At 67.7% G+C, this 26,917-nt stretch carries 25 protein-coding genes; 15 read left to right on the forward strand and 10 right to left on the reverse strand.

Features of this window, described 5'->3' with window-relative positions; translation table 11 throughout:
- Positions 1 to 11: 11 nt before the first annotated feature.
- Together NG1_RS12460 and NG1_RS12465 are read right to left on the reverse strand one after the other, a co-directional pair.
- A complete protein-coding gene (locus tag NG1_RS12460) occupies positions 12 to 956 on the reverse strand; it encodes a hypothetical protein (RefSeq protein WP_157114018.1) in 945 nt (314 codons plus the stop codon).
- Between the two features lie 99 nt (positions 957 to 1,055).
- On the reverse strand, positions 1,056 to 1,817 hold the full coding sequence (locus NG1_RS12465; protein WP_062970268.1) for a bestrophin-like domain: 762 nt from the start codon (positions 1,815 to 1,817) through the stop codon (positions 1,056 to 1,058).
- A 706-nt stretch (positions 1,818 to 2,523) separates the two neighbouring features.
- Here NG1_RS12465 and NG1_RS12470 point away from each other — a divergent pair.
- The 5 genes from NG1_RS12470 (at position 2,524) to NG1_RS12490 (ending at position 8,567) form a co-directional block, all read left to right on the forward strand.
- A complete protein-coding gene (locus NG1_RS12470; RefSeq protein ID WP_062970270.1) occupies positions 2,524 to 3,639 on the forward strand; it encodes a hypothetical protein in 1,116 nt (371 codons plus the stop codon).
- A gap of 358 nt (positions 3,640 to 3,997) precedes the next feature.
- Positions 3,998 to 5,269 carry a cytochrome P450 family protein gene (locus NG1_RS12475; RefSeq protein WP_062970272.1) on the forward strand — a complete coding sequence of 424 codons (1,272 nt, stop codon included), beginning with the start codon at positions 3,998 to 4,000 and terminating at the stop codon, positions 5,267 to 5,269.
- Positions 5,270 to 5,438: 169 nt separating this feature from the next.
- Positions 5,439 to 6,872: a hypothetical protein gene (locus NG1_RS12480; protein WP_157114019.1), complete on the forward strand. Its 1,434-nt coding sequence runs from the start codon at positions 5,439 to 5,441 to the stop codon at positions 6,870 to 6,872.
- A gap of 132 nt (positions 6,873 to 7,004) precedes the next feature.
- Complete coding sequence (locus NG1_RS12485) at positions 7,005 to 7,880, forward strand: DUF4231 domain-containing protein (protein WP_062970277.1); 876 nt, start codon at positions 7,005 to 7,007, stop codon at positions 7,878 to 7,880.
- Positions 7,881 to 8,183: 303 nt separating this feature from the next.
- Complete coding sequence (locus NG1_RS12490; protein ID WP_062970279.1) at positions 8,184 to 8,567, forward strand: VOC family protein; 384 nt, start codon at positions 8,184 to 8,186, stop codon at positions 8,565 to 8,567.
- A gap of 99 nt (positions 8,568 to 8,666) precedes the next feature.
- On the opposite strand, the gene NG1_RS12495 is transcribed toward NG1_RS12490, so the two are convergent.
- The 3 genes from NG1_RS12495 to NG1_RS12505 all read right to left on the reverse strand — a co-directional run bounded on the left by NG1_RS12495 (position 8,667) and on the right by NG1_RS12505 (position 12,680).
- Positions 8,667 to 9,104 carry a hypothetical protein gene (locus NG1_RS12495; protein WP_062970281.1) on the reverse strand — a complete coding sequence of 146 codons (438 nt, stop codon included), beginning with the start codon at positions 9,102 to 9,104 and terminating at the stop codon, positions 8,667 to 8,669.
- Between the two features lie 121 nt (positions 9,105 to 9,225).
- Positions 9,226 to 10,791 carry a serine hydrolase gene (locus tag NG1_RS12500; protein ID WP_062970283.1) on the reverse strand — a complete coding sequence of 522 codons (1,566 nt, stop codon included), beginning with the start codon at positions 10,789 to 10,791 and terminating at the stop codon, positions 9,226 to 9,228.
- Between the two features lie 167 nt (positions 10,792 to 10,958).
- Complete coding sequence (locus tag NG1_RS12505; RefSeq protein ID WP_062970285.1) at positions 10,959 to 12,680, reverse strand: FAD-dependent oxidoreductase; 1,722 nt, start codon at positions 12,678 to 12,680, stop codon at positions 10,959 to 10,961.
- A 186-nt stretch (positions 12,681 to 12,866) separates the two neighbouring features.
- Between NG1_RS12505 and NG1_RS12510 the strand changes: the two genes are divergently transcribed.
- On the forward strand, positions 12,867 to 13,562 hold the full coding sequence (locus NG1_RS12510; protein ID WP_062970287.1) for a TetR/AcrR family transcriptional regulator: 696 nt from the start codon (positions 12,867 to 12,869) through the stop codon (positions 13,560 to 13,562).
- Between the two features lie 136 nt (positions 13,563 to 13,698).
- Positions 13,699 to 14,607: an NAD(P)H-dependent flavin oxidoreductase gene (locus NG1_RS12515; protein ID WP_084498885.1), complete on the forward strand. Its 909-nt coding sequence runs from the start codon at positions 13,699 to 13,701 to the stop codon at positions 14,605 to 14,607.
- A 5-nt stretch (positions 14,608 to 14,612) separates the two neighbouring features.
- Here NG1_RS12515 and NG1_RS12520 read toward each other — a convergent pair whose 3' ends face one another.
- The 5 genes from NG1_RS12520 to NG1_RS12540 form a co-directional block, all read right to left on the reverse strand.
- Positions 14,613 to 14,807 (reverse strand): hypothetical protein, encoded by a 195-nt coding sequence (locus NG1_RS12520; RefSeq protein WP_062970292.1) that lies wholly within the window; start codon positions 14,805 to 14,807, stop codon positions 14,613 to 14,615.
- 35 nt (positions 14,808 to 14,842) lie between these two features.
- Entirely contained in the window at positions 14,843 to 16,162 is a 1,320-nt protein-coding gene (locus tag NG1_RS12525; protein WP_062970294.1) for a glycoside hydrolase family 1 protein, read from the reverse strand.
- 316 nt (positions 16,163 to 16,478) lie between these two features.
- On the reverse strand, positions 16,479 to 16,964 hold the full coding sequence (locus NG1_RS12530) for a MarR family winged helix-turn-helix transcriptional regulator (protein ID WP_062970296.1): 486 nt from the start codon (positions 16,962 to 16,964) through the stop codon (positions 16,479 to 16,481).
- Positions 16,965 to 17,040: 76 nt separating this feature from the next.
- Positions 17,041 to 17,736, reverse strand: coding sequence for an NAD(P)-dependent oxidoreductase (locus NG1_RS12535; protein ID WP_062970298.1), 696 nt, complete (start codon positions 17,734 to 17,736; stop codon positions 17,041 to 17,043).
- A gap of 56 nt (positions 17,737 to 17,792) precedes the next feature.
- Positions 17,793 to 18,626 carry an NAD(P)H-binding protein gene (locus NG1_RS12540; RefSeq protein ID WP_062970300.1) on the reverse strand — a complete coding sequence of 278 codons (834 nt, stop codon included), beginning with the start codon at positions 18,624 to 18,626 and terminating at the stop codon, positions 17,793 to 17,795.
- Positions 18,627 to 18,800: 174 nt separating this feature from the next.
- Here NG1_RS12540 and NG1_RS12545 point away from each other — a divergent pair, with 174 nt between their 5' ends.
- The 8 genes from NG1_RS12545 to NG1_RS12575 all read left to right on the forward strand — a co-directional run bounded on the left by NG1_RS12545 (position 18,801) and on the right by NG1_RS12575 (position 26,863).
- Positions 18,801 to 19,283: a nitroreductase family deazaflavin-dependent oxidoreductase gene (locus tag NG1_RS12545; protein ID WP_062970302.1), complete on the forward strand. Its 483-nt coding sequence runs from the start codon at positions 18,801 to 18,803 to the stop codon at positions 19,281 to 19,283.
- Between the two features lie 57 nt (positions 19,284 to 19,340).
- Positions 19,341 to 21,635, forward strand: a complete 2,295-nt coding sequence (locus NG1_RS12550; protein WP_062970413.1) for a molybdopterin guanine dinucleotide-containing S/N-oxide reductase — start codon at positions 19,341 to 19,343, stop codon at positions 21,633 to 21,635.
- Between the two features lie 278 nt (positions 21,636 to 21,913).
- Positions 21,914 to 22,879: a LysR family transcriptional regulator gene (locus NG1_RS12555; RefSeq protein ID WP_062970304.1), complete on the forward strand. Its 966-nt coding sequence runs from the start codon at positions 21,914 to 21,916 to the stop codon at positions 22,877 to 22,879.
- 29 nt (positions 22,880 to 22,908) lie between these two features.
- Positions 22,909 to 23,571 (forward strand): transcriptional repressor LexA, encoded by a 663-nt coding sequence (lexA, locus tag NG1_RS12560; protein ID WP_062970306.1) that lies wholly within the window; start codon positions 22,909 to 22,911, stop codon positions 23,569 to 23,571.
- A 72-nt stretch (positions 23,572 to 23,643) separates the two neighbouring features.
- Positions 23,644 to 24,552 carry an NAD-dependent protein deacetylase gene (locus tag NG1_RS12565; RefSeq protein WP_062970308.1) on the forward strand — a complete coding sequence of 303 codons (909 nt, stop codon included), beginning with the start codon at positions 23,644 to 23,646 and terminating at the stop codon, positions 24,550 to 24,552.
- 192 nt (positions 24,553 to 24,744) lie between these two features.
- Positions 24,745 to 24,936 (forward strand): hypothetical protein, encoded by a 192-nt coding sequence (locus NG1_RS36650; RefSeq protein ID WP_157114020.1) that lies wholly within the window; start codon positions 24,745 to 24,747, stop codon positions 24,934 to 24,936.
- Complete coding sequence (locus tag NG1_RS12570; protein WP_062970310.1) at positions 24,933 to 26,525, forward strand: FAD-dependent oxidoreductase; 1,593 nt, start codon at positions 24,933 to 24,935, stop codon at positions 26,523 to 26,525. Before NG1_RS36650 ends, NG1_RS12570 begins: the two co-directional genes overlap by 4 nt.
- A complete protein-coding gene (locus NG1_RS12575) occupies positions 26,522 to 26,863 on the forward strand; it encodes a 4Fe-4S dicluster domain-containing protein (RefSeq protein ID WP_062970415.1) in 342 nt (113 codons plus the stop codon). Before NG1_RS12570 ends, NG1_RS12575 begins: the two co-directional genes overlap by 4 nt.
- Positions 26,864 to 26,917 lie beyond the last annotated feature (54 nt).

Genomic DNA, 26,917 nt, shown 5'->3' on the forward strand with positions numbered 1-26,917 from the left:
CTCTCGCTCGGTCAGCGGGTTCGTCTGGGGCCGGGTGATATACGGACACCGACGACGGTGATGACCGTGACCACCAAGACCGTCATGAGCCTCATGAGGTTCCATACGGCAGGGTCACGGGGCGGTTCGGCCGCTCGCACGTCCTTTCCCCGTTGACGGCTGGGTGGGGACGAGGGCAGCGCGGCGAGGGGGCGTTCGGCCTGGAGCGGTATCTGCGTCGCGATGGCGGCCGGTGATGGAACGATACGGAATTCGGGGGCGGGCGGGCCGAGTTCGAGTGGACTCATAGGCGCCTGCGGCGGGGTGGGAAGCAGCAACAAGCAGGTCAGCAACGCGCTGCCGGAGAAGGCGCTGCCGACGCCTGCGCTGCCGAGGGCCGATCCGCTCGACCCCGTACCGACGAGGCTCGATCCCGGGCCGATGAGGCTGGACCCGAGGGAGCCGAAGCCGCTGCCGGTCGCGAGCCCGAGCACGAGCAACGCGCTGCCCGTCGCGGCGCTGCCGGTGCATGCCGACTGGACGCTGCCCGTGTCGAGTTGCAGCGACTCGGCCGGACTACTCGCCGTGATGTCCGGGTGGGCCGTCGTGTCCGCCGCGCGGGATGTGCCGTCGTCGAGTTGTGCACGCCCGGTGGCGAGAAGCCCGCCACGAGCGCCACCGGTCTCGGCGCTGCCGCTTGCCGGACGACCGGCGCTGCCGGAAGGTAACCGAACCGGACCGAGAGCCAAAGACCCACCGCTGGTCGCGCCCTCGGCATCGAGGCCCGAGGCACTGCCGGACGACGGGGTGCCTGCGTCCAGGCTGGAACCATTGCCCGGGAAGGTGCCCACGGGGTCGGAGCCGGGGGCTGCGCCCGAACTCCCCGTCGCCAGGTCGCCGAGGGGCAGCCACGGCAGCGGGTCCGCCGATGCTTCCAGCGGTGGAGCCGCGAGTGCCGCAAGGGTCAGCGGCAGCATCGCGGTGGCCAATCCTCGTGCCCACCGATGTGTTCGAGTTGCGTCACGGTTGCGTCGCATGTGCAGTCGCCTCGTCGTAGTCGAAACCGGGCCGGAAGGTCACGTGGTGTGCTGATACCGGGACAGAGCGAGTTCGAAGGCTTCCTTCGGGACCACGTTCCCACCGGAGAACGGCTCGTCGAGGTTGTAGATCGCCCGGATCACCACACCGACGATGGCGCCGAGCAGCGCGGTGGTCACGACACTGCGCTTGGTGACCTGCACACCGGAGAGGACCACGCTGAACAGCAGGAGGACCGTGCAGATCCACATGGCCAGATAGAGGAACCCGGGAACCCGGTAGCCCGCGTCCAGCGCACGGTCGGCGCGCGCTTGGGCCACGGCGTCGAGGCTGGTCAGGGCGCTGGTACGAAGCGTGTCGACCTCGGCGTCCGCGGTGTCCACCGCGGCCACCGCGTCGCGCAGGGCGTCGAGGGTGTTCTGGGTGGATTGACTGAGATGACCGTCGTCGGCCATGACGGTCCATTCCTCGGTGAGGACTTGCTCGGTGTAATCGCGCACCAGGCCCTGGATTCGCGTGTGGTCGGGCTCGGGCATTCCGTGCGCGGCCCAGTACGTATCGATGAGCGCCTTGGCTTCGGCGATGGTGTGGTTGCGTGCGTTGTCGTACTGCTGCCAGGCGATCACCACGATGAACGCCACCACCGCCATGAAGATCGTGTTGATCAGGTTGAGCACCAACGCGCCGACCGTGTCGTCGTCGGTCTGCCGCCAGGTCTTCGGATGTAAACGATCCCCGGCCACGAAGACGACCACCGCGACGAGCGCGGTGAGAGCAGGAACGAGAAATTCGAAGGCCATGCGGGGACTCCGTTCTGTCTGAGAGGTTCTCGCGACCGCCGCGTCGGCGACGTTCCGCAGGCCTGTCGCACTACGGGGGTTGGTGCATGGGTGTATCGAGCACCGCCGGGCAAGCCGTATCCGAGGTCGGAGGTGCGCCGGTCCTCAGTTGTTCTGCGTCGGTTCGCATCTCACGAGCGGGATCGTCTCGGAGCTGATCATGTGCTCAGTCCTGCGGACCGGACATGGCGTGATCCCGCGAACTCGCCGAGACACACATCAGGTATCGGTCAGGAGACGAGCCGGAACTGTCTCGACCCGAGCACTTCGATGGTCATGCGTGGCCCTCACCCCCGAGATGGATTCCGAGACGTCGACGATGGAGCTGTCGAGAGTCTGCGTTCGTTCGGCTCAGATCAGTGGTGCACAGCAAATCGATACGCGACACGGTGCCCGTGCGAACCGGGCGCCGTGGAAATCTTCTACCCAGCAGATCATTCTGGACGTCATTGATGGTAGACCGCGAATCCGGCTGCGTGTGGCGAAATTTCGGAGATAGGTCATGGCAGTGCGGATGGCCGGAGACGTCCCTGGCTTCTCCATAGCGTGGGAACATGAGGGATGCGGGATCGGACCGGGGCCGTGTACGCTTTGCACAGCTACCGATCGGCGTAACAGGACTGCCCTGGGCCGCGAAACCCGCGTCCGGACAACAGAAGAGCCACAGATGACCAGATTCGCGCATTATGTCGGCACCCTTCCTGCCGAACTGATGACGGGTGATCGTGCCGTCATGCAATGGTTTGCCGACCACAGCGAGGGACGGCCGGTCACGGCGGTGCCTTGCGACCTCGATCCGGACTGGATCTTCGACTACCTGCGTACGCGCAAGCAGCACGCCGACGTCTTCGAGATCGTCCGGGCGGGCGAGTACACCGACTACAGCGATTTCCCCAGCTACGGTGTGCGGCCCGGGTGCACGCTGGAGCCGCGGCACGTCTCGATGGACCGCGTCGAGCGCATCGGCCAGGTCGTGGAGGCCTTCGAGGAGCTGCGCAGCGACCGGCCCGAGCTGGCCGGGACGAAAGTGCAGATAAGTCAGCCGAACCCGCTGGACCTCGCCATGTTCGTCTTCGCGGGCGCCGCGGTCTCCGCTGGGCTCCCGGTCGGGCCCGCGGTGCGCGGTTCCGGGTTCGTGGTCGGTGCGCTGCGGCAGCTACCGGTGTTCACCGAAGCCGTATTGCAGGAGATGACCCAGGTCGTCGAGCGGTACGGCGACCGCGTCGTCTTTCAGGTGGAGTCGCCCATCGCGCTGCTGAGCATGGTCAAAGCCGAGCAACTACATTCGCAATGGGCGCTGGCGCCGCTCGTCGCCCGGCAGCTCGCCGGTTTTCTCGGGCGGATGCACGAGGTCGGGGCGGAAGCGATCGTGCACCTGTGCTACGGCGACTATCAGCACAAGAGCCTGCTGACGCCACGCAGTCTCACCCCGGCGGTGAATTTGCTGCGTCGTACCGCACGGTTGCTGAACAAACAGGGGACGCGACTACCCCCGGTGCACATCCCGTGCGCCTACGGTGCCGAACCGGCACCGCTGGATCCGCGGTTCTACGCACCGCTGCGCAAGCTCGACGACGAGTGGAGAGTGATCGCCGGTGTCGTCTCCCCGGACTCCCGCGAGGACAGCGCCCGCGCGCTCGCGCTCTTCGAAGAGGCGGCCGGACGCGCGGCCTACGGTGTCGCCACCGCCTGCGGCCTCGGCCGATGCACCGTCGACGACGCGAGGCAGGCGGTCGCTACCACGGTCTCGTTGACCGGCGTCGGTGACGAACGCGAACCGTAATCCGCCCGGCGGTAGCCGGCGGCCGGTGACCGCGGGCGGCGTGCCACGTCCTCCGCGCGTCGAGGACGCACTCGGGCAGGCCCGCGACCACCGTGCGCTCGGATGCCGGCCAGCGCCTCCGCCGAGGTATCGCCGTCGGATGCGTCGAATTGCGTTGTCGCGAACCCGCTCTCGCGTGTTCGCCGGTGCCGCCTTCGTCGGCGCCACGACCGGAGCGTTGCTATGTTGCTAGCGTAGGCGGGTCGCCGAACTCTGGATAACAGGTCTCGGCAGGCACGTGTACCCGCTCACTGACCACGATCGTCGAATTGCTGTTCCATAACCTGGAGTCACGTTCTTGACCACACCACAGTCCCCGATGGCCGCGCCGCACACCACTGGAACCGGAGCGTGCCCCGTCCAGCACGGATCCCCGACGGAGACGGACGCGCCGCGCGTCGAGCTGTTCACCAAGGAGTTCGTCGCGGACCCGCATCTCGCGTACCGGGAGATGCGCCGTAAGCACGGCTCGCTGGTCCCGATCGAGTTGGCGCCCGGTGTGCCTGCCACCCTGGTGATCGGCTACCAGACGGCGGTGCGCATCCTCAGCGATCCCGACCATTTCCCCGCCGATCCCCGTACGTGGCAGAAGACCATCCCCTCGGACTCGCCCGTGCGGCCGATGATGGAGTGGTATCCGGCCGCGCGGTACAGCACCGGCCTCGCGCATGACCGCTATCGGCATGCGTCCGTCGACGCCATCGACGGGATCGATTTGTTCGATGTGCCGACTACGGTCGAGAAGCTCGCTGTCCCGCTGATCAATTCCTTCTGCGAAGCCGGGTCCGCCGACCTGGTGACCCAGTACGCGTTTCCGCTCGTTCTCGACGTCCTCAACGAGATGGTCGGTTGCCCGGCCGAGATCGGCGAGCGGGTCGCGACCGGCATGGCCGCCCGCTTCGACACCGTGCGGGGCCCCGAGGGCATGAAAATGGTCAAGGAAGCGTTGATGCAGCTCATCCGGCTCAAGCGCCGGGAACCCGGCGACGACGTCACCTCACGGCTGGCGCATCACACCACCGACCTCGACGACATCGAGATCTTCGCCCAGCTCATGAGCTTCTACGGTGCCGGTTTCGAAGCGCAGCGCAATCTGATCACCAACGCGGTGCTGCTGATGATCACCGACGACCGGTTCCGCTTCGGCGACGTCCTCGGACGCAACCTGTCCACCACCGACGCTCTCGACGAGGTCTTGTTCAACGACCCGCCGATGGCGAACTTCTGCACGACGTATCCGCGGCAGCCGATCATGGTCGACGGTGTCTGGTTGCCCGCGGACCAGCCGGTCGTCATCAGCCTCGCCGGTTGCAACAACGACCCGGAGATCCGCGGGACCGACGAACCCGGCGGCAGCCGGATCGGCAACCGCTCGCATCTGGCATGGAGCGCGGGCCCGCACGCCTGCCCGGCCAAATCCGTCGCGTACATGACGGTGCAGAACGCCATCGATCAGCTGTTCGACGCCCTGCCCGAAATCCAATTGGCCAGGCCCAAGAACGAACTGCAATGGCGGCCGGGCCCGTTCCACCGGGCTCTTACGGCTCTGCCGGTCGTCTTCCCGAAGTCCGCGCCGGTGCGCATCGGGTAGGACGGGTCGCGGAAGGCCACCGAACGGCCGACGCCGCATGAGATGACAACGATGTGCCCGGGCTGTTCCTGGTCCATACTGGTGCGGCGACGGAAGCGGTCGACGATACAGCGGCTGCGGATGTCGGTGTGGATGTTCGTCGGCACAGGGGCGGGACGGTGCGCCAGCGGTGGTCAGCGGAATGGATGGCAGCGAGTTGTACGCTCGCGTGCGGGGCGAGGAATCCGCGTCGTTCCGCTCGGCGGGCGGCAACGCCGTTCGATTCGTGGCGTCGATAGCGGCCGTGGTCGTGGTCTGGGCGCGTGGGCCGCAGTTGCTGGCGCACTGGGTCCCTGTGGTGGACTTGTCGACGTGGCGGCAGCTGGTGTTGTTTCCGCTGGCAGTGCTGGGGGTTGGGGCGTTCGCCGCCGGTGCGGAGACCGTCACCGACGCATCGCAAGGGTTGCGGGCCAGATCCATCCGGCGGCGCGTGGACCGCGATCCCGATCAGATCGCGATGCTGGTGCCGCCGCTGGAGACGCACCGGGCCACGGTGCAGCGGATCCGCGGCCACGGCCGGGCAACGGTGCGGCGCCTGCTCTGGATCGCGGTACCGGTCGCGTTGGGCGTCGGGGTACTGGTGGCCGGGGTGACGGTCGAGGAACCCGACGGGACGCAGCGTCCCGCCCCGGAACTGGAGCCTGCCGTCCTCGGCCTCGTGTTCCTGTCGACGGCAGCGCTGCTGGTGTCGGTGATACTGCGGTGGCGGCGGTGGAGTGCGAGCCGCACGGTCGAGAAGTGGTCCCAGGACCCCGCCTACAGCGCTCGGATCAGCCGGGTCGGCCCGGATCCCACGTCGTCCCCGGCCGCAACAATCCCGGCGCTCACCGTGAAGTTCATCGCCCCGCCGCGACGTCAGGGAAGCCTTCGGCAGGTCTCGCCGCAGTCCAACGTGATCGGCGCGAAGCCGGTCCGGATAGCCTATCTTCGCCTGTTCGACAATCGAGCGCGCGCACGCGAGTTCCTGCGTGGCGCGTGGCGCGAGTTCGGGTATGTGCATCTCCTGCGCAGCGCCGCGTCGGTGAGCCCGGAAGAGGTTCGGAAAGTGCGCAGGGACAACGCCTTCCGTACCATGTTCGTAGCATCACCGCGCATGTTGCGCGAGGAACTGGCGAAATACTCGGCCGAACCGTTGCCGCCAGGGCGCACGCGCCTGCTCGGGGTGACCGATCTGGCGGTCCGGGTCCGCGATCCCGCGGGCAGCTACCCTGTGCGTCCGATCCTCTGTCACGTCAGCTTCTGGCAGGCGGCGGTGGACATGCTGCTGTCCCGGGTCGACTACGTCGTGCTGGATCTGGCCGGGTACGTGCCAGCCAACGCGGGAACACGCTTCGAATTGCAACGCGTGATCGACCGCTTTCCCATCGCCAAGGTCATCTTCATCTGCGACGAGCAGAGCGACCGGCCATTCCTGAAGGCGCAGGTGCTGTATCACTGGTCGCGGATGGGCAGCGGGTCACCGAATTCCGGCGCGGCCCCGCGAACCGCTCGCATCGCTGTGACCGACGGTCATCGGGCCACTACCCGGTATCTGATGGCAGATCTGCAAGTTCGCCGTGGATGACGCCGCATTCGTCGCGGAACATGGATTCGCGGCTGGGCAAGTTCGCAATTCCCGAGCAGCGCAAATGGATTCGAGCGGCACCGGTCGCCTGTTACGCTTCGGCCATGTCGGTTCGAACGCGCCTCGCAGCCCGTGCGGCACGCTGACGACTACCCCGGGCTGTTCCAGTCCGCGGACACGGCGTCGCTGTACGGCCAGAAGTTCTATCTCCGCGCCTACGGAGCTCGGCTCTGGCTGGCGGTGCTGGCGGCGGCGTGCGCGGCGTTCACCGTGCGCGTCGGCTCCGCGCGTACGGATGTAGCGGCAATCCTGACCGCCATGGCCTTCGTCGGAATCCTCGCCGTCGACGTGGGCGTCCTGCGCGGCCGTCCGGGTAAGTCCTGGTACGAAGGTCGCGCGCTCGCCGAGTCGGTGAAGACCTTGACCTGGAAGTACGCGGTGCGGGGTGCACCGTTCGTCGGGACGCTGTCCCCGGCCGAGGCCGATCGGATGCTGATCGAGCGCATCATGTTGCTGCGCCAGGACATCTCGGCGCTCGCCCTGCGGCCGACCACCGCGCCGACGATCACCGACCGCATGCGGCAGCTGCGTTCGGCACCGTTCGACGAACGGCGCCGCGTCTATCTGGACGATCGCATCAGGGAACAACAACGGTGGTACGCGGCGAAATCCGGTTACCACCAGCGCAGGTCGCAGGTATACGGCACGCTGGCACTCGTTTTCGAGGTGGCGGGTGTGGCCGGCGCGCTGGCGAAGGCGTTCAACGCGGTCGCCTTCGACCTCGCAGGCATTTTCGCGGCCGCCGTCGCGGGTCTGGCCGCTTGGTCGTCGGCCCGCCAGCACAGCACCGGCGCCGCTGCCTATGCCGTCGCCTCGAACGAACTGAGCATCGTCGCCGAAGTGCTGGAACAGAACAGCACCGAAGCAGCCTGGGCGGACGCCGTATCCGACGCCGAGGAAGCGATCAGCCGCGAACATACTATGTGGCGAGCTTCGCACGGCGAATAACACCCGCGACCGGCAGACATCTTTCATCGGACGTCCGATGGTCCGGCGTGGCTGCCGGATTTGACCGGGGACAGTGCTTATCATGATCACGCTGTGTGACGTGGCGGCGTCGCATGGCGAACGGGGAAGCGGCCCGTCCGGCGGAAGCGTGACGCCGGGCGGGCCGTTGCATTCGGTCCGGTCCGCGCCGGATCGTGCGGTCGAATTCCGGAGGCAAGGGGGTGAGCCTGCCTGTACTGCCGCGTTTGTCGCCGGTCGGGGCGGGTAGGCATCGACGAATGGCGTAGGTCAGGAGGTCGGAGTATGACATCGAACAATGCCGTCGGACAGTTGCGCAGCGTCGTGCTGGACTGCCCCGAACCGCGAAAACTCGCCGGGTTCTACCGGGACCTGCTCGGGGGAGACCTGCTCGAGGGCGATGACGACGACTGGGTGGTGCTGGTCGAGAACTCGGGCAGGCGCATCGCGTTTCAGACGGCGCCGCAGTACAAACCGCCGCGTTTCCCGGACCCCGAAGCGTCGCAGCAGGTGCATTTCGACGTGTTGGTGGACGACATCGAGCAAGCCGAACCGGCGGCGCTCGCCTTGGGGGCGACACTCGTGCAAGGCGAAACCGACGGAGCGTTCCGTGTTTACGCCGACCCGGTGGGGCACACGTTCTGTCTGGTATGGCTCCCGGACGAGTAAAGAGCCGGACAGGCCGGGCATCCTGCCCGGCCTGTCACTTTTGCGGCGATCACGCGATACGCGACGAATGCCCTGCTCGGGATCCTCGAACGCCGCCTCTCATTCGGGCGGCGCCGGTCGACGGATGTCGTCGGCCACCGATCCGCCCGCTACGTCGGCGGCGACACCGATCTGCTCCTCGTAGGGCAGGTCGACCGGCACGCGGTCGCTGTCGGAGGTGATGTCTTTCAGCCTGTGGTCGTCGTCCTCGGGTCTCCCGCTTTCCTCCTCGGGGACGCGGTTCGGATCGACGTCCGGTTCCTCCTCGGCGAGCCGGTCCCCGATCGGCCGCGGATGAGCTTGCTCCCACGGTGTCACGCCGTACTTCGTGACGCCGCTCCAGTGTTCCGGTGGGTCCATTCCGGCCTCCAGCGGGTCGGAACGCAGTCGGTCCTCGTCGAGATCCTCGGCGCTGTTGAGCGCCGCCGGATCGGATTCGACCGAGTCGGGTGCCCCCGTGTCCTGCGGCGGGTCATAGGTCTCGTTCGGTTCGGTCATCACTGCCTCCTCTCCTGCATTCAGCGACTTCCCGGAACTGCTGGCAGCAAACCCTCGGAGAGGGGCCAACAGCGCCTGTCGAGGGGCACACACCACGGCCGCGGGCGCACGGCCGGCGAAGTCACCTACGGGTGAACACGCCGAGGTGTTCGGTGTCGTAGTACTCGAGCGTGAGCTTGCTGTCCTCGAAGGTCGCCCGGGAGACCGAGCCGTGGTTGGCGTTTTCACCGGCCGGTGTGAAGACGAAAGTGTCACCATCCCAGTGCTCCAGTGGGAAGGTCATCTTGTTCGGGCCCAGGCTGAGGGTCAGGGAATTGCCGGTGGCGGCGACCGTCGCCGGGCCGTAGTAGGGATTGTCGTAGGTGCCGGTATACGAGGCGCGCGGTCGAGCGGGAGCGGGGTCGGCGGGCGGCTGCTTGCCCGCAAGCGCCCCTGCCGGGGCGCCCAGCGGCTGGAATGCTGTTCGATAGCGCGAGCGCCAGTCCTGCTGGATCTTCCCGAACTGGACCAGGTCGGCGAACTCCGCGTTCAGCGTTTCCGGCACGCCGATCGGTGCCGCGTTGGTGAGTGTCACGATGCCGACGTCGGCGGAGGGAATCAAGGTGAACGCCGTGCCCGCACCGAGGCCGAACGCCCCCGAGTGACCGAGTACGACCCGGCCCGAGGCGGAATCGCCGACGTTGAAACCGAATCCGTAGAACCCGGCGCGCGCGTCGGGCGTCTTCGGCGGCGCCGACACCGCCTGGGGGGAGATGGCGGGCAGCAGATCCTCCGGTAGCACCAGGACGGAGCCACCCGCAGAGCCGTTCGCGAGCACCATCGTCATCCATTTGGCCAGGTCGGCGACCGAGGAACTGACCCCTCCCGCCGGAGACTGGGCGTCCGGTCGACGCTGGGGATTGGCCGGCTCGTACTTGCCGTCGACCAGAACGTGCCCCTCGGCCCGGTTCGCGCGAGCCGCGAAGTCGGCGTAGCGGGAACTGGTCGATGTCATGCCGAGCGGGCGGTAGATCGTCTGTTCGGACAACGTCTCCCAGTCGGTTCCCGCCGCCGTGGCCACGGCGACAGCGGCCGCGGTCAGCCCGAAATTGGTGTATTCGTAGGAGTCCCGGAAGGCGCCCAGCGGCAGCAGCCGGAGCCGGTCGAGAATCTGTCCGCGGTCGTAGCCGAGGTCCTCCAGCAGGTCACCCGCGTGATCGGGCAGTCCGGAGCGGTGCGCGTACAGGTCGCCGACCGTGACGTGCTCGGTGACGTAGGGATCGGCGAGCGCGAAGGACGGCAGCAGCCGGTGTACCGGAGTGTCCCATTCGACACCCCCCGCGGCGATCCGGCGAGCCACGACCGTCGCTCCGACCGGCTTGGACAGCGACGCGAGCTGGAAGACCGTATCCGGGTCCACCTTCTCCTCGGTCACGACGTCGCGGACGCCGAAGCCCCTGCTGTACACCACCTTTCCACCGTGCACGACGGCGACCGCCATGCCGGGAATACCCGAAGCGGTGAGCAGGCTCTCGGCGAGGTCGTCCAGTTCGCCCACGGCATCATCGATCCGTCCGTCCGGTATCGGCACACCGGCGAACCGGTCGGGCAGCACCGTGGAACCGGACGGTACTGCCGCCTCGGTGGAGTCCGCTTCGTCGCCGCCGCACCCGGTGAGGGCGAGAAGGACGGCCGCCGCCATCGCCATGGGAGCGAACCATCCGCGCCGCCGTGTGCTCACGGGTCGCCTCCTGGCTGTCGTAGTGACAAAAGACCAGATAAAGGCTAGTTGAGCAGAGATAGCTGCGTGGCATGTTCTGGCGTCAGCGGCGGCCGGGCTCCTGCTGAGCTCGCCCCATGGGTCCGGCCGCTGACCTACCCGGCGGCGGGCGTCTCCCGGATCTGCACGATCGGAAGCACCAGAGCCGCAGGCGAACTCGCCGGAACGACCGGGTTCACCGGTGCGACGGGAGCGATACGACGGTATCCCGTGCCCACCGGGGGGCGGGTGTCCACCTCACCCTTGTTGGGCCAGTACGCCGCCGCGCGTTCGGCCTGCGCGGTGATCGTCAGCGACGGGTTGACGCCCAGATTGGCCGAGACCGCCGCGCCGTCGACCACGCTGAGCGTGGGGTAGCCGTAGACGCGGTGGTAGGCGTCGATCACGCCGTGCTCGGCGTCGGCTCCGATCACGGCTCCGCCCAGGAAATGGGCCGTGAGCGGGATGTTGAAGATCTCGCCCCAGCTGCCGCCCGCGATGCCGCCGATCTTCTCCGCGACCCGCCTGGTGACGTCGTTGCCCACCGGGATCCAGGTGGGATTGGGCTCGCCGTGGCCCTGTCTGCTGGTGAGCTTGCGGCCGAACAGGCCGCGCTTGGTGTAGGTGGTGATCGAATTGTCCAGGTGCTGCATGACCAGCGAGATGATGGTCCGTTCGCTCCAGTTCCTGGTGCTCAGGAAGCTGAGCAGGTTCATCGGATGCCGCAGCACCAAGCCCAGGAAGCGCAGCCAGCGCGGGATGCGCCCACCGCCGTCCACCATGAGCGTCTGGAGCAGGCCCATGGCATTGGAGCCCTTGCCGTAGCGGACCGGCTCGATGTGCGTGTCCGGGGTGGGGTGGATGGACGAGGTGATCGCGACGCCCTTGGTGAAGTCGACGCCGGGGCGCACCTTCTTGGTGGCCGCGCCGACGATCGATTCCGAGTTGGTGCGCGTGAGCATGCCGAGCCGATCGGACAGGTCCGGCAATACCTTTTTGTCGCGCATGGCGAACAGCAGCTTCTGCGTGCCGCGCGTGCCCGCGGCGAGCACGACGTGCGAAGCGGTGAGCGTCCTGGGCTGCTTGCGAAGCCACGCGCCGGTGCGGGCGGTGGACACGTCCCAGGTGCCGTCGGGATGCGGACGTAGCTCGGTGACCGTCGTCATCGGAATGATCTCGGCGCCTGCCTTTTCCGCCAGGTAGAGGTAGTTCTTCACCAAGGTGTTCTTGGCGCCGTACTTGCAGCCCACCATGCAGTCGCCGCATTCGACGCACCCGGTGCGCTCGGGGCCGACGCCGCCGAAGTACGGATCGGGCACCGTCTTGCCCGGCTCGCCGAAGAACACGCCGACGGGAGTCTGCACGAACGTGTCGCCGACGCCCATGTCGTCGGCGACGGCCTTGAAGACCTCGTCGGCGGGCGTCAGGTGCGGATTGCGGACCACGCCGAGCATCTGCTGCGCGCGCTCGTAGTAGGGGGTCAGCTCGTCGCGCCAATCGGTGATGTCACGCCACTGCGCGTCGCGGAAGAACGGCTCCGGCGGCACGTACAGGGTGTTCGCGTAATTCAACGAACCGCCCCCCACGCCCGCGCCGCCGAGGATGAGGACATTGCGGAGCGGATGGATGCGCTGGATTCCATAGCAGCCGAGGGCGGGCGCCCACAGGAACTTCTTCAGCTCCCAGCTGGTCTCGGGCAACTCGTCGTCGGCGAAGCGCCTGCCCGCCTCCAGTACGCCGACCTTGTAACCCTTCTCCACCAGCCGGAGCGCGGTGACGCTGCCGCCGAACCCCGAACCGACGATCAGCACGTCGAAATCCGTCGTCCGCTGGTCCATGTGGAACTCCTCGATCGTGTCGCCAGTGACTCGGCTTACACTACTCTCCGGTAAGTAGCGGTCCGCAACTCGGCTGGAAACGGCGGATCGCTGCGGTAATGCGGTTTGCCAGGAGTTACCCGGACCGTTTTCAGAGCGATGCTCTCATTAGTTGACAACGCTCTCTGAATGGCGCATGGTTTTGTCATGCCGACGACACCGCGTGCCCGGGCCAGGGCCCAGACCATGAACGACATCGTCCGGATCGGGCGCGAACACCTGGCGACCGACGGCGCCGCCGCCCTGTCGCTGCGTGCGGTGGCGCGTGACCTCGGCGTGGTCTCCTCGGCGGTGTACCGATATGTCCGCAGTCGCGACGAGTTGCTGACCCTGCTCGTCGTGGACGGTTACAACGCGCTCGGCGACGCGGTCGACGCCACGGTGGCGGCCGAGGCCGATCCGATCGACGGGTTGCGGGCGCTCGGGCGAACGGTACGGCGCTGGGCGCTGGCCGAACCCGCCCGCTACGGGTTGCTGTTCGGCACGCCGGTCCCCGGTTACGAGGCACCGGCTGCCGAGACCATCGCGCCGGGCACCCGCGTGATCGCCACGATGCTGACCCTCTTCGCTCGGGCATACGAAGCAGGCGAACTCGTGGCCCCGGCGGGGGAGCCCCGGATATCCACCGCTCTCGCGGGCAGTTTCACGCGGATCCGCGACCAGTTCCAGCTGGAGGTGCCCGATTGGCTGATCGTCCGCGGCGTGACGTTCTGGGTCGGTCTGTTCGGGGCGGTGAGCGCGGACGTCTTCGACATGTACGGCGCCGACACCTTCGCCGACCGGGAGGAATTGTTCGAACTGCAACTCGACGGGCTGTTGGACATGCTCGGTCACCGGCCGTGATTCCGCCCCCGGACGGGGGAGTCCGCGATCGGTCGTGGCGGCGTGTGTTGCGATGGGAGGCGTGACTTCCTCCGAACAGCCCCCGGCACCCGATATCAGTGCGGCGACGGCATGGGCGCGCCGGATCGGTGTGCGGATGCCACTGGTCAACGCGCCGATGGGTGGCGTAGCGGGCGGACGGCTCGCCGCGGCGGTGACCGCGGCCGGTGGACTGGGCATGATCGGGATGGGCAGCGCCGGATCGGTCGCGGCGCTGGAGCGGGAACTTCCGCACATCCGGGGCTTGGACGGGCCGTTCGGCATCGGTCTCGTCGATTGGGTCGTCGCGCGCGAGCCGCGGCTGCTGGAGGTCGCGATCGAGGCTCGTCCCGCCCTGATCTCGGTGAGCTTCGGCGCGGACCTGGATTGGGCGGCTCGCGTCGCGGACGCGGGAATCGTCCCGGCCACCCAGGTCTACAGCGGGCAGGACGCGCGGCGTGCGCAAGACGCGGGCATCGGCGTCCTCGTGGCCCGCGGCGTGGAGGGCGGCGGACACGGCGCCGTGAACGCGCCGCTGCTGCCGCTGCTGGACGAGGTGCTGGCCGTGGCGACGGTCCCGGTGCTCGCGGCGGGCGGCATCGGGGCACCGCGGGATCTCGCCGCCGTACTCCGAGCGGGGGCCAGTGGCGCATGGCTCGGTACTTGTCTGGCGGCGTGCTCGGAATCGTTGCTGTCGGATGCGGGCCGCCGAGCCCTGCTCGACGCGCGCGGTACCGACACCGTGCTCACCCGCGCCTACGACGTGGGGATGGAATTGCCGTGGCCGGTGAGGTTTCCCGCGCGAGTGCTGCGCACCGGATTCACCGACCGATGGACCGGACGGGAGGAGGAACTCGCCATGGATCCGGTGGCCAAGCACGCGCTCACCGCCGCGCTCGCCGCGAACGATCCGGCCGTCGCGCCGATCGACGCGGGCTCACGCGTCGACCTGGTGACCTCAGTGGAACCGGCCGCTCGAGTGCTGGAGCGGCTGTGGTCAGGGGCGACGGGATCGGTCGCGGGCTGAGCGTTTCAGTCCTCGCTGCTGGTCCGCTCGCCGAGATAGCGGAGCAGCTCGGGATCGGAGGAGGTCAGCCGATCGACTTCCTCACCGCCGGTGCATTGGTAGAGCGCGACGGTGACCGAACCGGATCGGCGCCCGGCGACCCGCCACACCCCGCCCGCGTCGGTCCAGCGCCGGAGTACCGCGACGGGATCGTCGGTCACCGCCTACCTCCACTCGCCGGCATGCGGCGTCGATCTCACCGTGGCACGGTGACCGGGTCGGAGCAGCTTGCCGGTCCGTCCACGAAAGAGCAATCCTTCGGCGCGCGGGTCGGCCGGTACCCGGGCGCGACGCCGCCGGTTCGGGTGATGTCCGTATAGGCGGCCACCGCGTCCGTTGGCTTGCGCGTCAGGGCCGGATCGGTGCGGACGTCGACCGTGTACAGGCCGAAACGTGGTGTGTAGGAACCCCACTCGTAGTTGTCGGTGAGACTCCAGTAGTTGTAGCCGATCAGATCGATGCCGTCGGCCTTGGCGCGCTGTAGCCAGTAGACGGTGTCGCGGAGGGAATCGGCGCGGCCGTATCCGTCCGCCCGTGGCAGGCCGTTCTCGGTGGGCATTCCGTTCTCCACGATGTAGAGCGGCTTGCCGGGGAACTGGCGCGCGTAGTGCTGCAGCGCGTAGTAGATGCCTTCCGGCTGCAATGGATTCTTCCACAATTCGGTGAGATTCCCCGTGGTAGTGAGGCTGTCGGGGGAGAGGCCGTAGTAGTAGTCGATGCCGATGTAGTCGAGCTTCGCGGCGATCCTGTCCACCAGTGGCTTGTTCACCACGTCCTCGGCGGCCGGGATGTAGGCGACATTGCTGGTCACCATCGCATCCGGCTGAACTCGGTGAATGAAGTCGTAGATGCTGTTGTGCGCCTCGGCGATCCGGTCCTGCATCGCGGGCGCGGCGGCGGGCGGCAATCCGCCGTTGCGCAGTTCGTTCACCACGTAGAAGGTCGGCTCGTTGAATGTGACCCACAACGGCTTGTACGGGGCGTAGCGATCGACCACCGCGCGTGCGTTGGCAAGCCAGTCCTCGACGATTCCCGCGTTGTTCCAGCCCCCGCGGTCGACTGCCCAACCCGGATAGACCCAGTGGTCGAGGGTGATCATGGGGCGCATGCCCGCGGCTGTGATCGCGGCGACCACGTTGTCGTAGAACCGCAATCCCTCGGGGTCCCACTTGCCAGGCTCGGGCTGGAGCCGAGCCCACTCGATGCCGATGCGATACACCTTCACGCCCAGGCCCGCGGCGAGAGCGATGTCCGAGCGGTAGCGCGAATAGAAGTCGATTGAATCCTGATACGGGTCCGATGTCTTGCCAGACGCGACGTAACGGGACCAGTTGCTGTCCGGGGCATGGCCTTCCGACTGGTACCCCGACGCGGCGACGCCCCAGAGGAAGTCCGGGCCCATCGGCGTGACCACGTCGGGTGGCGCGGGCCGCGCCGCCGCCGGAGCGGCGACTCCGAGCAAGGCGACGGCGACAGCCGCGAGGGCGGCCGAGACGCGGCGGGGGTGGGAACGCATCGAACTCCTGTTCCGAAAGGGGCGACGGGCGCTCATGGACCTCCGGCGCGCGGATGGGGTAGGGGCCACGGGGGACAGGGTAACTGGTCGCTTGTCCGTTTTCAGGAAGATGCGAGGGGCGGCGGGCGAGACGACACACTCTGACTTGCTCGGACAGCTACGTAGGGGTGGTGGCGCAGCCACTTGCGCCCAAAAAATATAGATACGTAGATATTCGCATCTAACTATATGATCACAATCAGCAATTCAGCTGACGTCCACATCAAAAAAACCAGCAAAGAGGAGGAGGGGTCCGTGCTGGGGCCGGGGATTCCGGTCAGGCGAGCTCGTCGGCCGAGGCGTGGCCGGCGGCTGCGCTACGTCGGAGGAATTCCGCGATCAGCTCGAGTTCGGCATCGGTGTAGCCATCGCAGATGGCGTCCATCCGGCCGTTCATTCCGCTGAAAATCCGGTAGAGCTCAGGGTTTCGGTCGTGCAGTGCACGCACGGTGACGGCACGTCGGTCGGCGCCCTCGGGATCACGCTCGCGGATCACCCAGCCGCCACGCTGGAGGCGGTCCAGAATGCCGGTCAACGTCGCCGGGTGCAGACCGGCGCGTGCCGCCAACGCGGTCGGCGTCAGCGGCCCGTGTCGGTTGATCAGATCCAGGCAGGTCCAGTCGACGTCCTTCAGTTCCACCTTGTTGCCGAAGCGGCGGTTGAGTACGGACAGCTGGGTGTTCAGATCGCGTAGCGCCTCTTTGACGGACGTGACCAACCGCCGGTGTCGCCGGGTCGCGGCCGGATCGGCTACGGAACTCATCCAAGTCACCTTCGCGATTCTTTGTATGGATTCCGTATTATACGCATCGCCAACTGGAAGAGGCGCCGCCGTGCGCTCAGTGCTTGCCGAGCGCCTCGGTGCGAATCAGTCGTAGCAGGCTGGGATTGTTCGAGGTGGTGACGACGCTGACGATCTTCTGGACATATCGGTCGTCGTCGACGAGCCGGAGTAGGCAGGCGGCCAGGTCCGCTCGGGAGGTGAACCGGCCCTCGGCGTGGCCTTCCGCGACTGTGTAGTCGGTGACGAGCGCGGAGGTGTACAGGCCACTCGGGCGCACGACCGTCCAGTCGAGTTCGGTTTCCGTGAGCAGGGATTCCATCGCACGCATATCGTCGTAGAGCGTTTTGCCCATGACCTGCGTGAGGTAGGGCTGCAAGACGCGATTGAACAGAAAGCCCGCGTCCGCATGTGGTTTGGGGTCCACGGCACTGGACGAGACGACCGCGATACGGCGTACCGCGTGCTTGCGCATGGCGGCGACGATATTGGCGACCCCGGCCGAATACGTCGTGATCGGTTGCTTGCTGTAGGGCACACCGAGTGTCGACAGCACCGCGTCGCCGCCCGCGATCGCGCTCTCGACGGAGTCCGCCGCATGGACGTCGCCCTCGAACGTTGTGAGCCGGTCGTGTTCGAGCGGGAAGTCGCGTGGCTTGCGAGTGACCGCGACGACGTCATGACCGGCCGCGAGGGCCTGAGTGGTCAGCAAGCGGCCGGTGGGACCGTTCGCCCCGAAGACGATGAGACGCATTGTTGTTCCTTCTGAGTTGGTACGGGCCCGGGAAAGCGGCACCGGAAGGGACGGCGTCACGACCACTCCGCCCGGTGATCGGCGGCCCATGTCGCGAACGAGCGTGCCGGACGGCCGAGAATCGCGTCCACCTCGTCAGTGACGGTGGGCGTTCGGTCGAGTTCACGAGCGTAGCGGTCCATGAGTGCGAGCACGAAGCGCTCGTCGAGACCTTGCCCGATCATCGCGCACGTGGCTGCTTCAACCGGAACCTGTTGAAAGCGAAGGGGTCTGCCGATCGTGTCGCCGATGACGGCGACCATCCGCTCCAGGCTCACGGCCTCGGGACCGGTGATGGTTATGCGGCGGCCGAGGAGACTGTCGTCCCACATGGCACGTGCGATGACGTCCGCGACATCCTGTTCGTGGATGACCGCCTCGGCGAAAGACGCATACGGGCCGAAGACGGTGTCACCAGCGGCCACTTGCTTTCGCCACATCGCCAAGGTGTTCATGGCGAACGAACTCGGTCGTACGCTCACCCACGGCAGTCCGCTCGCGACGACCGCCCGCTCGACCTCCGTGTTGCGGTCACCGTTGTATCGGGAGGGCTGGTGGGCGGGTTCGTCGTCGGCGTTGCAGGCCGACATGACGACGACCCGGCCGACACCGCATGTCGCGGCGCGCCGGACCAGTTCGGCGACATGATCCTTGCTTGCCCGCGGGTGGACGAACAGGGCCTCGACCCCCTGGAGGGCATCGTTCACCTCTTCGAACGCCACGACTTCCACATCTTCGGGAATGCCGGCGACGGGCTGTCGAGAGACGGCGCGGATTCTCGTTCCGGTGGATAGCAAAGCGCTGACGAGGGGGCGGCCGATGGTGCCGGTGGCGCCGGTGATCAGGTACATGTCAACTCCTATCTAACTCATATCGTATGAGTTAGATACTACATGCTGCGCTGCGCGGATCAATATGAGTTTCGTAATTTATGACTGCACCCGACCATGCGCAGACCTCGGTGCGAGGTGTTAGATCTAGAGCGCCTGCCAAGTCGCGAGTTCGCTACGGAAAGGTGTCCCGATATGGTCTCGAATCCGGTGCCGGCCTTGGCTCGACGGCTGGCCCAGCGGCGCTGGGTCATGCGATCGGCGCCGGTCGTGCTGCGGGTCGAACGCTTGATCCGGCGGGCGAGCGGCGGACGAAAAGGGGTCCTGGATCTGGCGGGGCTGCCGTCCGTCGAGGTCACCGTGCCGGGGCGGAAGACGGGAATCCCGCGCACCACATCGTTGCTCTACGTGCCGCACGGTGCGGACTTCGTCGTCCTCGGTTCGAATTGGGGCGGTCCGAAGCATCCGGCCTGGTCGGCGAATCTGCGTGCGGCGCAAACCGCCTCGGTCCGGCACAAGGGCGAGCAGTTCCCGGCCACGGTGCGCGAGATCACCGGCGTGGAGCGTAAACGCGTCTGGGATCTGGCGGTCGAGTTCTGGCCCGGCTACGCCATGGAGTACGAACTGTCCGGCGGCCGGGTGTTCCGCATCTTCGAGCTACGCCGCGTATCCGACTGACGGTGGCATCGGAAACGAGTGGCGGCCAGGTGTTCGGTGGCCGGTTACGGTGGGACGGTGACCACGCATCTGACCCACTGGGGCGCGTTCGAGGCGGACAGCGACGGCGAGCGGCTCACAGCGGTCCGGCCGTGGCACGGTGACCCGGAGCCGGTGCCGCTGATCGGCAATGTCGCTTCGGCACAGCATCATCCGACGCGTATCGATCGGCCGTATGTTCGTCGGGGCTGGCTGGAGAACGGCCCGGGCCCAGGTGCGCGGGGCTCGGAGTCTTTCGTCCCGGTCTCGTGGGAGCGCGCGCTGGACCTGCTGGCCGGCGAGCTCGGCCGGGTGTACCAGGAGCATGGAGCGCAGGCGGTGTACGGCGGCTCGTACGGCTGGGCCAGCGCCGGGCGATTCCATCACGCGCAGAGTCAATTGCACCGCTTCTTGAACTGTCTCGGCGGCTACGTCCGGCACGTGAACAGCTACAGCCTGGGTACCTCGACGGTGTTCCTGCCGTATGTCATCGGTGATATCGGCTGGGTGACGCAGCAGGCGACGGCGAAGACGGTCTTGGCCGAACATTCCGAGCTCGTGGTGGCTTTCGGTGGTTTGTCGCCGAAGAACGCGGCCGTGTCGCCGGGCGGGGTCTCGCGCCACAACATGCGCGCCTGGATCGTGGCGGCGCGGGCGCGGGGTTGCCGTTTCGTGTCGATCAGTCCGCTGCGCGACGACACCCCGCGGGAGAGCGAAGCAGAGTGGATCGCGCCGCGGCCGGGTACCGACGTGGCGATGATGCTGGCGCTCGCCCAGGTGCTGGACGCGGAGGGTTTGGCGGACGAACAGTTCCTGCGTGAGTACACGGTGGGCTTCGACCGCTTCGCGGAGTACCTGCGCGGTGCGGTGGACGGAGTGGTCAAGGATCCGGAGTGGGCTGCGGCCATCACCGGTGTGCCTGCCGACCGTATCCGGACGCTGGCTCGCGAAATGGCTGCCGCGCGAACCCTGGTGACGGTGAGTTGGTCGTTGCAGCGGGCGCACCATGGTGAGCAGCCGCTGTGGGCGGGTGTGGCGCTCGCGGCGATGCTGGGGCAGATCGGGCTTCCCGGAGGCGGGTTCGGACACGGGTACGGCTCGGCCGCCGGTGTCGGGGAGCCCGCGCGCGTGCCCGCGCCGCGACTTCCGCAGGGGCGCAATGGCGTGGACGCCTTCATTCCGGTCGCGCGGATCGCGGACATGCTGCTCGAGCCGGGCGCACCCTTCCGCTACAACGGCCGGGAGCTGGTGTATCCGGAAGTGCGGTTGGTGTACTGGTGTGGCGGCAATCCGTTCCATCACCATCAGGACCTGGCTCGGCTGCGTACGGCGTTCGGTCGTTCGGACACGGTGGTTGTGCACGATGCGTTCTGGACGGCCACCGCGCGGCACGCCGACATCGTGCTCCCGGCGACGATGTCGATCGAGCGCGACGACTACGGCGTGGGGGAAGGCGACCGTTCGTTCTTCCCGATGAAGGCGCTGACTCGCCCGTATGGGCAGGCGCGCGACGACTATTCGATCTTCGCCGAGACGGCCGATCGGCTCGGTGTCGGCAGGGAATTCACCGAGGGGCGTTCGGCGGTCGAGTGGCTGCGGCATCTGTATGAGCCATGGCGTGTCGAGCAGTCGCTCGCGGGGCACGAGCTGCCGGATTTCGACGCGTTCTGGGCCGGTGAGGTCCTCGAGCTTCCGGTTCCGGACCCGAATCAGGTGTTGGCCGCGGACTTTCGCGCCGACCCGGATCGGCACCCGCTGAGCACGCCCAGCGGGAAGATCGAGATCTTCTCCGCGACCATCGATGGCTTCGGGTACGCCGATTGCCCGGGGCATCCGGTGTGGTTGGAGCCGGAGGAGTGGCTCGGTGGTGCGGCGGCGGCGCGGTTCCCCTTGCAGTTGGTGGCGAATCAGCCGCGGACCAAGCTGCACAGCCAGCTCGACGTGGGTGCCTACAGCCGGTCGGTGAAGATCTCCGGGCGTGAACCGATCCGGATGCATCCCTCGGACGCCGACGCGCGTGGTCTGCGTGCCGGTGAGATCGTGCGGGTGTTCAACGAGCGGGGCAGTTGCCTGGCCGGTCTGGTGGTCGACGACGGGGTGCGGGCCGGTGTCGCGCAGTTGTCCACCGGAGCGTGGTACGACCCCGACCCGGCGGACCCGACGTTCTGCCGGCACGGTAATCCGAACGTGCTCATCGCCGATCGTCCTTCTTCGACGCTCAGCCAGGGGTGCGCCGGGCAGCTCACGCTGGTGGAGGTGGAGCGTTATGCGGGCCCGATCACGGAGGTGGAGGTGATGCGGCCGCCGCACACGGTGGTTCCGGGCGCGCTTTGAGGTCGCCGATGGCGGGCATGCCGAGTCGCTCGGCTTCGGGGCGGATGGGGCCGATTCCGTCGTGCTGTCGAGCGTTCGGAAAGCGGGTGGTCGGGCCGGTGGGGAGGCTGTACTCATCCGGGTCCTCGGCGATGCGGGAACGATCATATAAACGTCGAATGGTTGTAGGCTACGCCGGTCGATCGGGGTTACGCATCCATGTGAGCAGGGATGACGGTCGATGTCGGATTTGGGATACGGCGTGGGTGACAACGTAAGGTTGTCGCTGGAGGTGTTGGGTGGAGCTGGATCTCGCGGCGGTGCGCGCGTTCGTCGTGGTGGTCGAGGAGCAGCAGTTCGGTCATGCGGCCTCGGTGCTGGGGATCAGCCAGCAGGCGGTGTCCAAGCGCATCGCGAAGCTCGAGTCGCAGCTGGGAGCCGAACTGTTCGACCGCGGGCACGGCGGCAGTGTGCCGACGGCGGCCGGTACTCGATTGCTGCCGTACGCGCGTTCCTTGCTCGTCGGCTCCGAGGCCGCGGTGCGGGCGGTGCGCGAGGTAGTGCGGCCGTTGCGGGTCGCGGTGCTGGGGAAACGGGTGGCCGCGACCGATTTGATGGAGTTCTATCTCGCGCGTCATCCGCACCGCGACACCGAGATCGTCATCTCGAATATGATCACGACCTCGCGGGAAGCGTTGCGCGGTGGCGTCGTCGACGCGGCTCTCGCTCGCGCGTACGGCGGCCCGGTGGCTCTGTCCGACGATATCGTGGCCGCTCCCGCGTATTTGGAGCCGTTGTATCTGCTGGTGGGTAAGGATCATCTGTTCGCGGGCCGGTCGACGATCGCGTTGCGGGAACTCGCCGGGCAGCCGGTGTGGGTGCCCGGCGCGGCCGTGCCGTCGGAGTGGGCCGACTTCTATCGAGATCTCAGCGCGTTCAGCGGGATTCCGGTCGACACCAGGGGTCCGCTGGTGGGTATGGCCGAGATCGTCGAACGTATCGCGGACTCGTCGTCGTTGACGACGTTCAGCGGCGACGGGGGCCAGACGCCGTGGCATCCGAACGTGCGGCGCCTGACGATCGTCGATCCGACCCCCGCCTATCCGCTGGCGTTGTTGTGGTCGGCGGGCAACCGGCATCCGGGACTGCGGCATTTGGCCGAGCACGTCGCGGACAACTACAACCGGGATACCGCCGCCGCCTGCTGGGTTCCCGATTCCGATCGGGCGCTGTTCGGCGTGCCCGGTGCGGTGGCCCGGCGGTAGTGTCCGCTCGTGCCTCTACCATTCCCCTGGTGACCGGATACGACCCGCTCGACGCGTTCGAGCATCTCGACACCTCGACGCTACCGCCGCGACAGCAGCGGATTCTCGCCACGATTCGGGACTGGGTTGGCCGGCACGGGTATCCGCCGAACACGCGTGAGATCGGTGACGCGGTGGGTCTGCGGTCGTCGTCGTCGGTGTCGAAGCATCTGAAGAGCCTGGAGGAGCGCGGTTTCCTGCGCCGCAGCCGGACGGTGTCGCGGCCGATCGACGTGCGGATGTTTCTGCACGCGCCCGCGCGGCGGGAGATCGCGGAGGATTCGGTGGCGGTACCGGTGGTCGGTGACATCGCGGCGGGCGCTCCGATCCTGGCCGAGGAGCACGGCGAGGACACGATGACGTTGCCGCGTGAGCTGGTCGGGCGCGGCACGGTGTTCGGGCTGCGAGTGCGCGGCGATTCGATGATCGATGCGGCCATCTGCGATGGCGACCTCGTGGTTGTGCGTAAGCAGCACGAGGCGCATTCCGGCGAGATCGTGGCGGCGATGATCGATGGAGAGGCGACGGTGAAGGTGTACCGGCGGCGCAACGGTCATGTGTACTTGGAGCCGCGCAACCCGGCCTACGAGGTGATCGATGGCGACGAAGCGGTCGTGCTCGGTAAGGTCGTGTCGGTGATGCGGCGCGTCTGACCTCGGCCGACTCTTCCCCGCGCGGTGTGGCCGTTCGGCCGTTGCCGTGGCGGTCGCCGTACTCTGAACGGCATGTCGGAGTTTGCGCGGACGCCTCTGGGCGCCGGGTTCGAGCAGCTGGTGCGGTTGCTCGACGGGCGCCGGGTCGTCGCGTTGACCGGCGCCGGGATCTCGACCGACAGTGGGATCCCGGACTATCGTGGTCCGTCCTCGCCGCCGCGCAACCCGATGACCTACCAGCAGTTCGTCGGTGATCCGGTGTTCCGGCAGCGGTACTGGGCGCGCAATCACGTCGGTTGGCGGCGTATGGACGGGTCGCGCCCCAATCCCGGCCATCGTGCGCTGGCCCGGCTGGAACGCATGGGCGTGGTCACCGGGCTGATCACCCAGAACGTGGATCTGCTGCACACCAAGGCGGGGCATCGGCGGGTGATCGATCTGCACGGCACCTACGCGCGGGTTCGTTGCCTGAGCTGCGCGTCCCTGGTCTCGCGGATGTCGCTGGCCGACCGGCTGGAGGCGGCCAATCCGGGCTTCGCGGAGGCCGCGATGACCGATGGCCTCGAGGTCGCGCCCGACGCGGACGCGGTGGTCGGCGACACCGGAAGCTTCCGGATGGTGGATTGCGCGCGCTGTGGCGGCATGCTGAAGCCCGATATCGTCTATTTCGGGGAGAACGTGCCCAAGGAGCGGGTCGCGGCGGCGTATGAGCTGGTCGACGCCGCGGACGCGGTGCTGGTGGCCGGGTCGTCGCTGACGGTGATGTCCGGGCTGCGTTTCGTGCGCTACGCCGCGAGGCGGGGTTGTCCCGTCGTCATCGTCAATCGGGGCCGCACGCGCGGTGACGAGTTGGCGGCGCTCACGCTGGATGGCGGGTGCTCGACCGTGCTTTCCGCTCTCGCCGAGCGCTTGAGCGAAACGGGTGTTCGGGTGATGGCTGCGCACCACTCAGCCGGGCCGGACGAATCCGTCCAGCGATGACTCGACCGGACGACCGTCCCGGGCAAATCCGGGTCCGAGCATCCAGCCGCTGAGGCGAACACGCGTCTTTCCTGCTGAGCGAGGTGGCCGCGCCGGGCTCGGGTTCAGGATCGCGCTGATCGCAACCATTCTGTGAACCGGCGGCGGCCCTTACTGTTCCGGACAGTACTTCTCGTGTGAGGACCGTGTCCGATGACATTGCAGTTGGATCCGACCACATCGGCGCCACCTTCTTCCCCCGCCGAGGCGACCGGCGAAAGCCCGGCTCCGTTCACCCGCAGGCTGCTCGGCCTGGTCCGGGCGTCCTCCGGATTGATTCTGGCGGTGGTCATCTGGCAGTGGGGCGCGCGTAATCCCGAGGCACCGACAGGAGCAGACGCATGAGTGAACCGTTGCAGATCAGCACGGATGTCTTGGTGATCGGCGGCGGGCCCGCGGCCTGCTGGGCCGCGATCCACGCCAGGGAAGCGGGCGCCGAGGTGACGTTGGTGGACAAGGGCTACTGCGGGACCAGCGGCGCTACCGCCCCCGCCGGCACCGGCGTGTGGTACGTGGCGCCGGAGGCGAACGCCCGGGCCAACGCGAAAGCCGGCCGGGAGGCGCTGGGCGGGCATCTGGCCGATCACTACTGGATGGACCGGGTGCTCGATCAGACCTACGCGAACATGGATCGGCTCGCGGTGGAGGGCCGGTACCCGTTCCCCGTGGACCCCGGTACCGGGGCGCAGATCCGTACCGGCGTGCAGGGCCCGGAGTACATGCGCCGGATGCGGGCGTGGGTGAAACGGATCGGGGTGCGCATCCTCGACCACTCGCCGACGCTGGAATTGCTGGTGGACGCCGAGGGTGTGGTGCGCGGCGCGGCGGGCTACCAGCGCCAAGCCGATCGGGACTATCGCGTGGTGGCCGGTGCGGTGGTGCTCGCGAGCGGGGGCTGCGCGTTCCTGTCCCGGGCGCTCGGCACCAACGTCGACACCGGTGACGGCGCGCTGATGGCGGCCGAGGTGGGCGCCCGGTTCTCGGGCATGGAATTCTCCAACGCGTACGCGATCGTGCCGAAGGGGTCGACGATCACCAAGACCGCCTACTACGGGTATGCGACGTTCTTCCACGAGGACGGGCGAGTGCTCGAGGGCGCGGGCTCGACCAAGGGCCGTTCGGTGATCGCGCGGACGCTGCTGCGGGAGAAGGTGTTCGCCCAGCTCGATCGTGCCGATGCGACGGTTCAGGCGCAGATGCGACTGGGGCAGCCGAATTTCTTCCTGCAGTTCGATCGGCGCGGCATCGACCCGTTCACCGACCGGTTCGAGGTGGACCTGCTCGCCGAGGGCACCGTCCGCGGCACCGGCGGAATCGACGTCGTCGACGACGACTGCGCCACCACGGTGCCGGGCCTGTACGCCGCGGGTGACGCGGCGACCAGGGAACGGATCTGTGGCGGATTCACCGGTGGCGGCAGCCACAATTCGGCGTGGGCGATGTCGTCGGGCAGTTGGGCAGGGCGCGGAGCGGCGACGTTCGCGTTGCGATCGGGCGGCCCTCGGAGTGTCGATCTGCGTGGCGCCGGGCGCACCGGGTTGCGGCCGGAGCACGGTGGATCGGTCCGGGCCGCGGATGTGGTCGAGGCCGCGCAGCAGGAGCTGATCCCGTTCGAAAAGAATTACCTGCGCCACGGTGACCGGATCCGGCCCGCGCTCGCGGAGCTGGACGGTGTGTGGGAGCACGCGGCGCGCGGTTTGGGCGGCGGGACCGGAGACGAGCGAGTGCGGGCGCGGCAGGCCGCCGCGATCACCGCTGTGGGACGGTTGATGTACCGGTCGACGCTGGCGCGCACGGAGACGCGCGGGATGAGCAAACGCGCCGATCACCCGGATCTGGATCCGCGCCAGCATCACCACATCCTGTCCGGCGGTTTGGACGAGGTGTGGACGGCGACGGCCGCGGCGACCGGCGCCTCGGCGGTGGCGTCATGATCGAGATCCTGCGCGCGGGTGACTGCATCGCCTGTGACAAATGTGTGGACGTGTGCCCCACGAACGTCTTCGATCGCACGGAGGGCGGAATCCCGGTCATCGCGCGGCAATCCGATTGCCAGACCTGCTTCATGTGCGAGGCGTACTGCCCCACGGACGCGCTGTACGTCGACCCGGAGGCGACTCCGCTGGCCGATCCCGGCGCGGTCGGCGAGGACCACATCGGCCGCTACCGCAGGGAGCTGGGATGGGGCCGCGGCCGCACACCCGGCAGTCTCGTCGCGGTGGGGCCGCGTCTGCCGCACGGCGCTCCGCCGCCGCGGCTGTCCGAACTCTGAACGACGAAGGCGAATCATGCGCGTATTCACGCTGATCGTGACCGCTCTGGTGTC

Source organism: Nocardia gamkensis NBRC 108242, assembly GCF_001612985.1.
Lineage (GTDB): Bacteria > Actinomycetota > Actinomycetes > Mycobacteriales > Mycobacteriaceae > Nocardia > Nocardia gamkensis.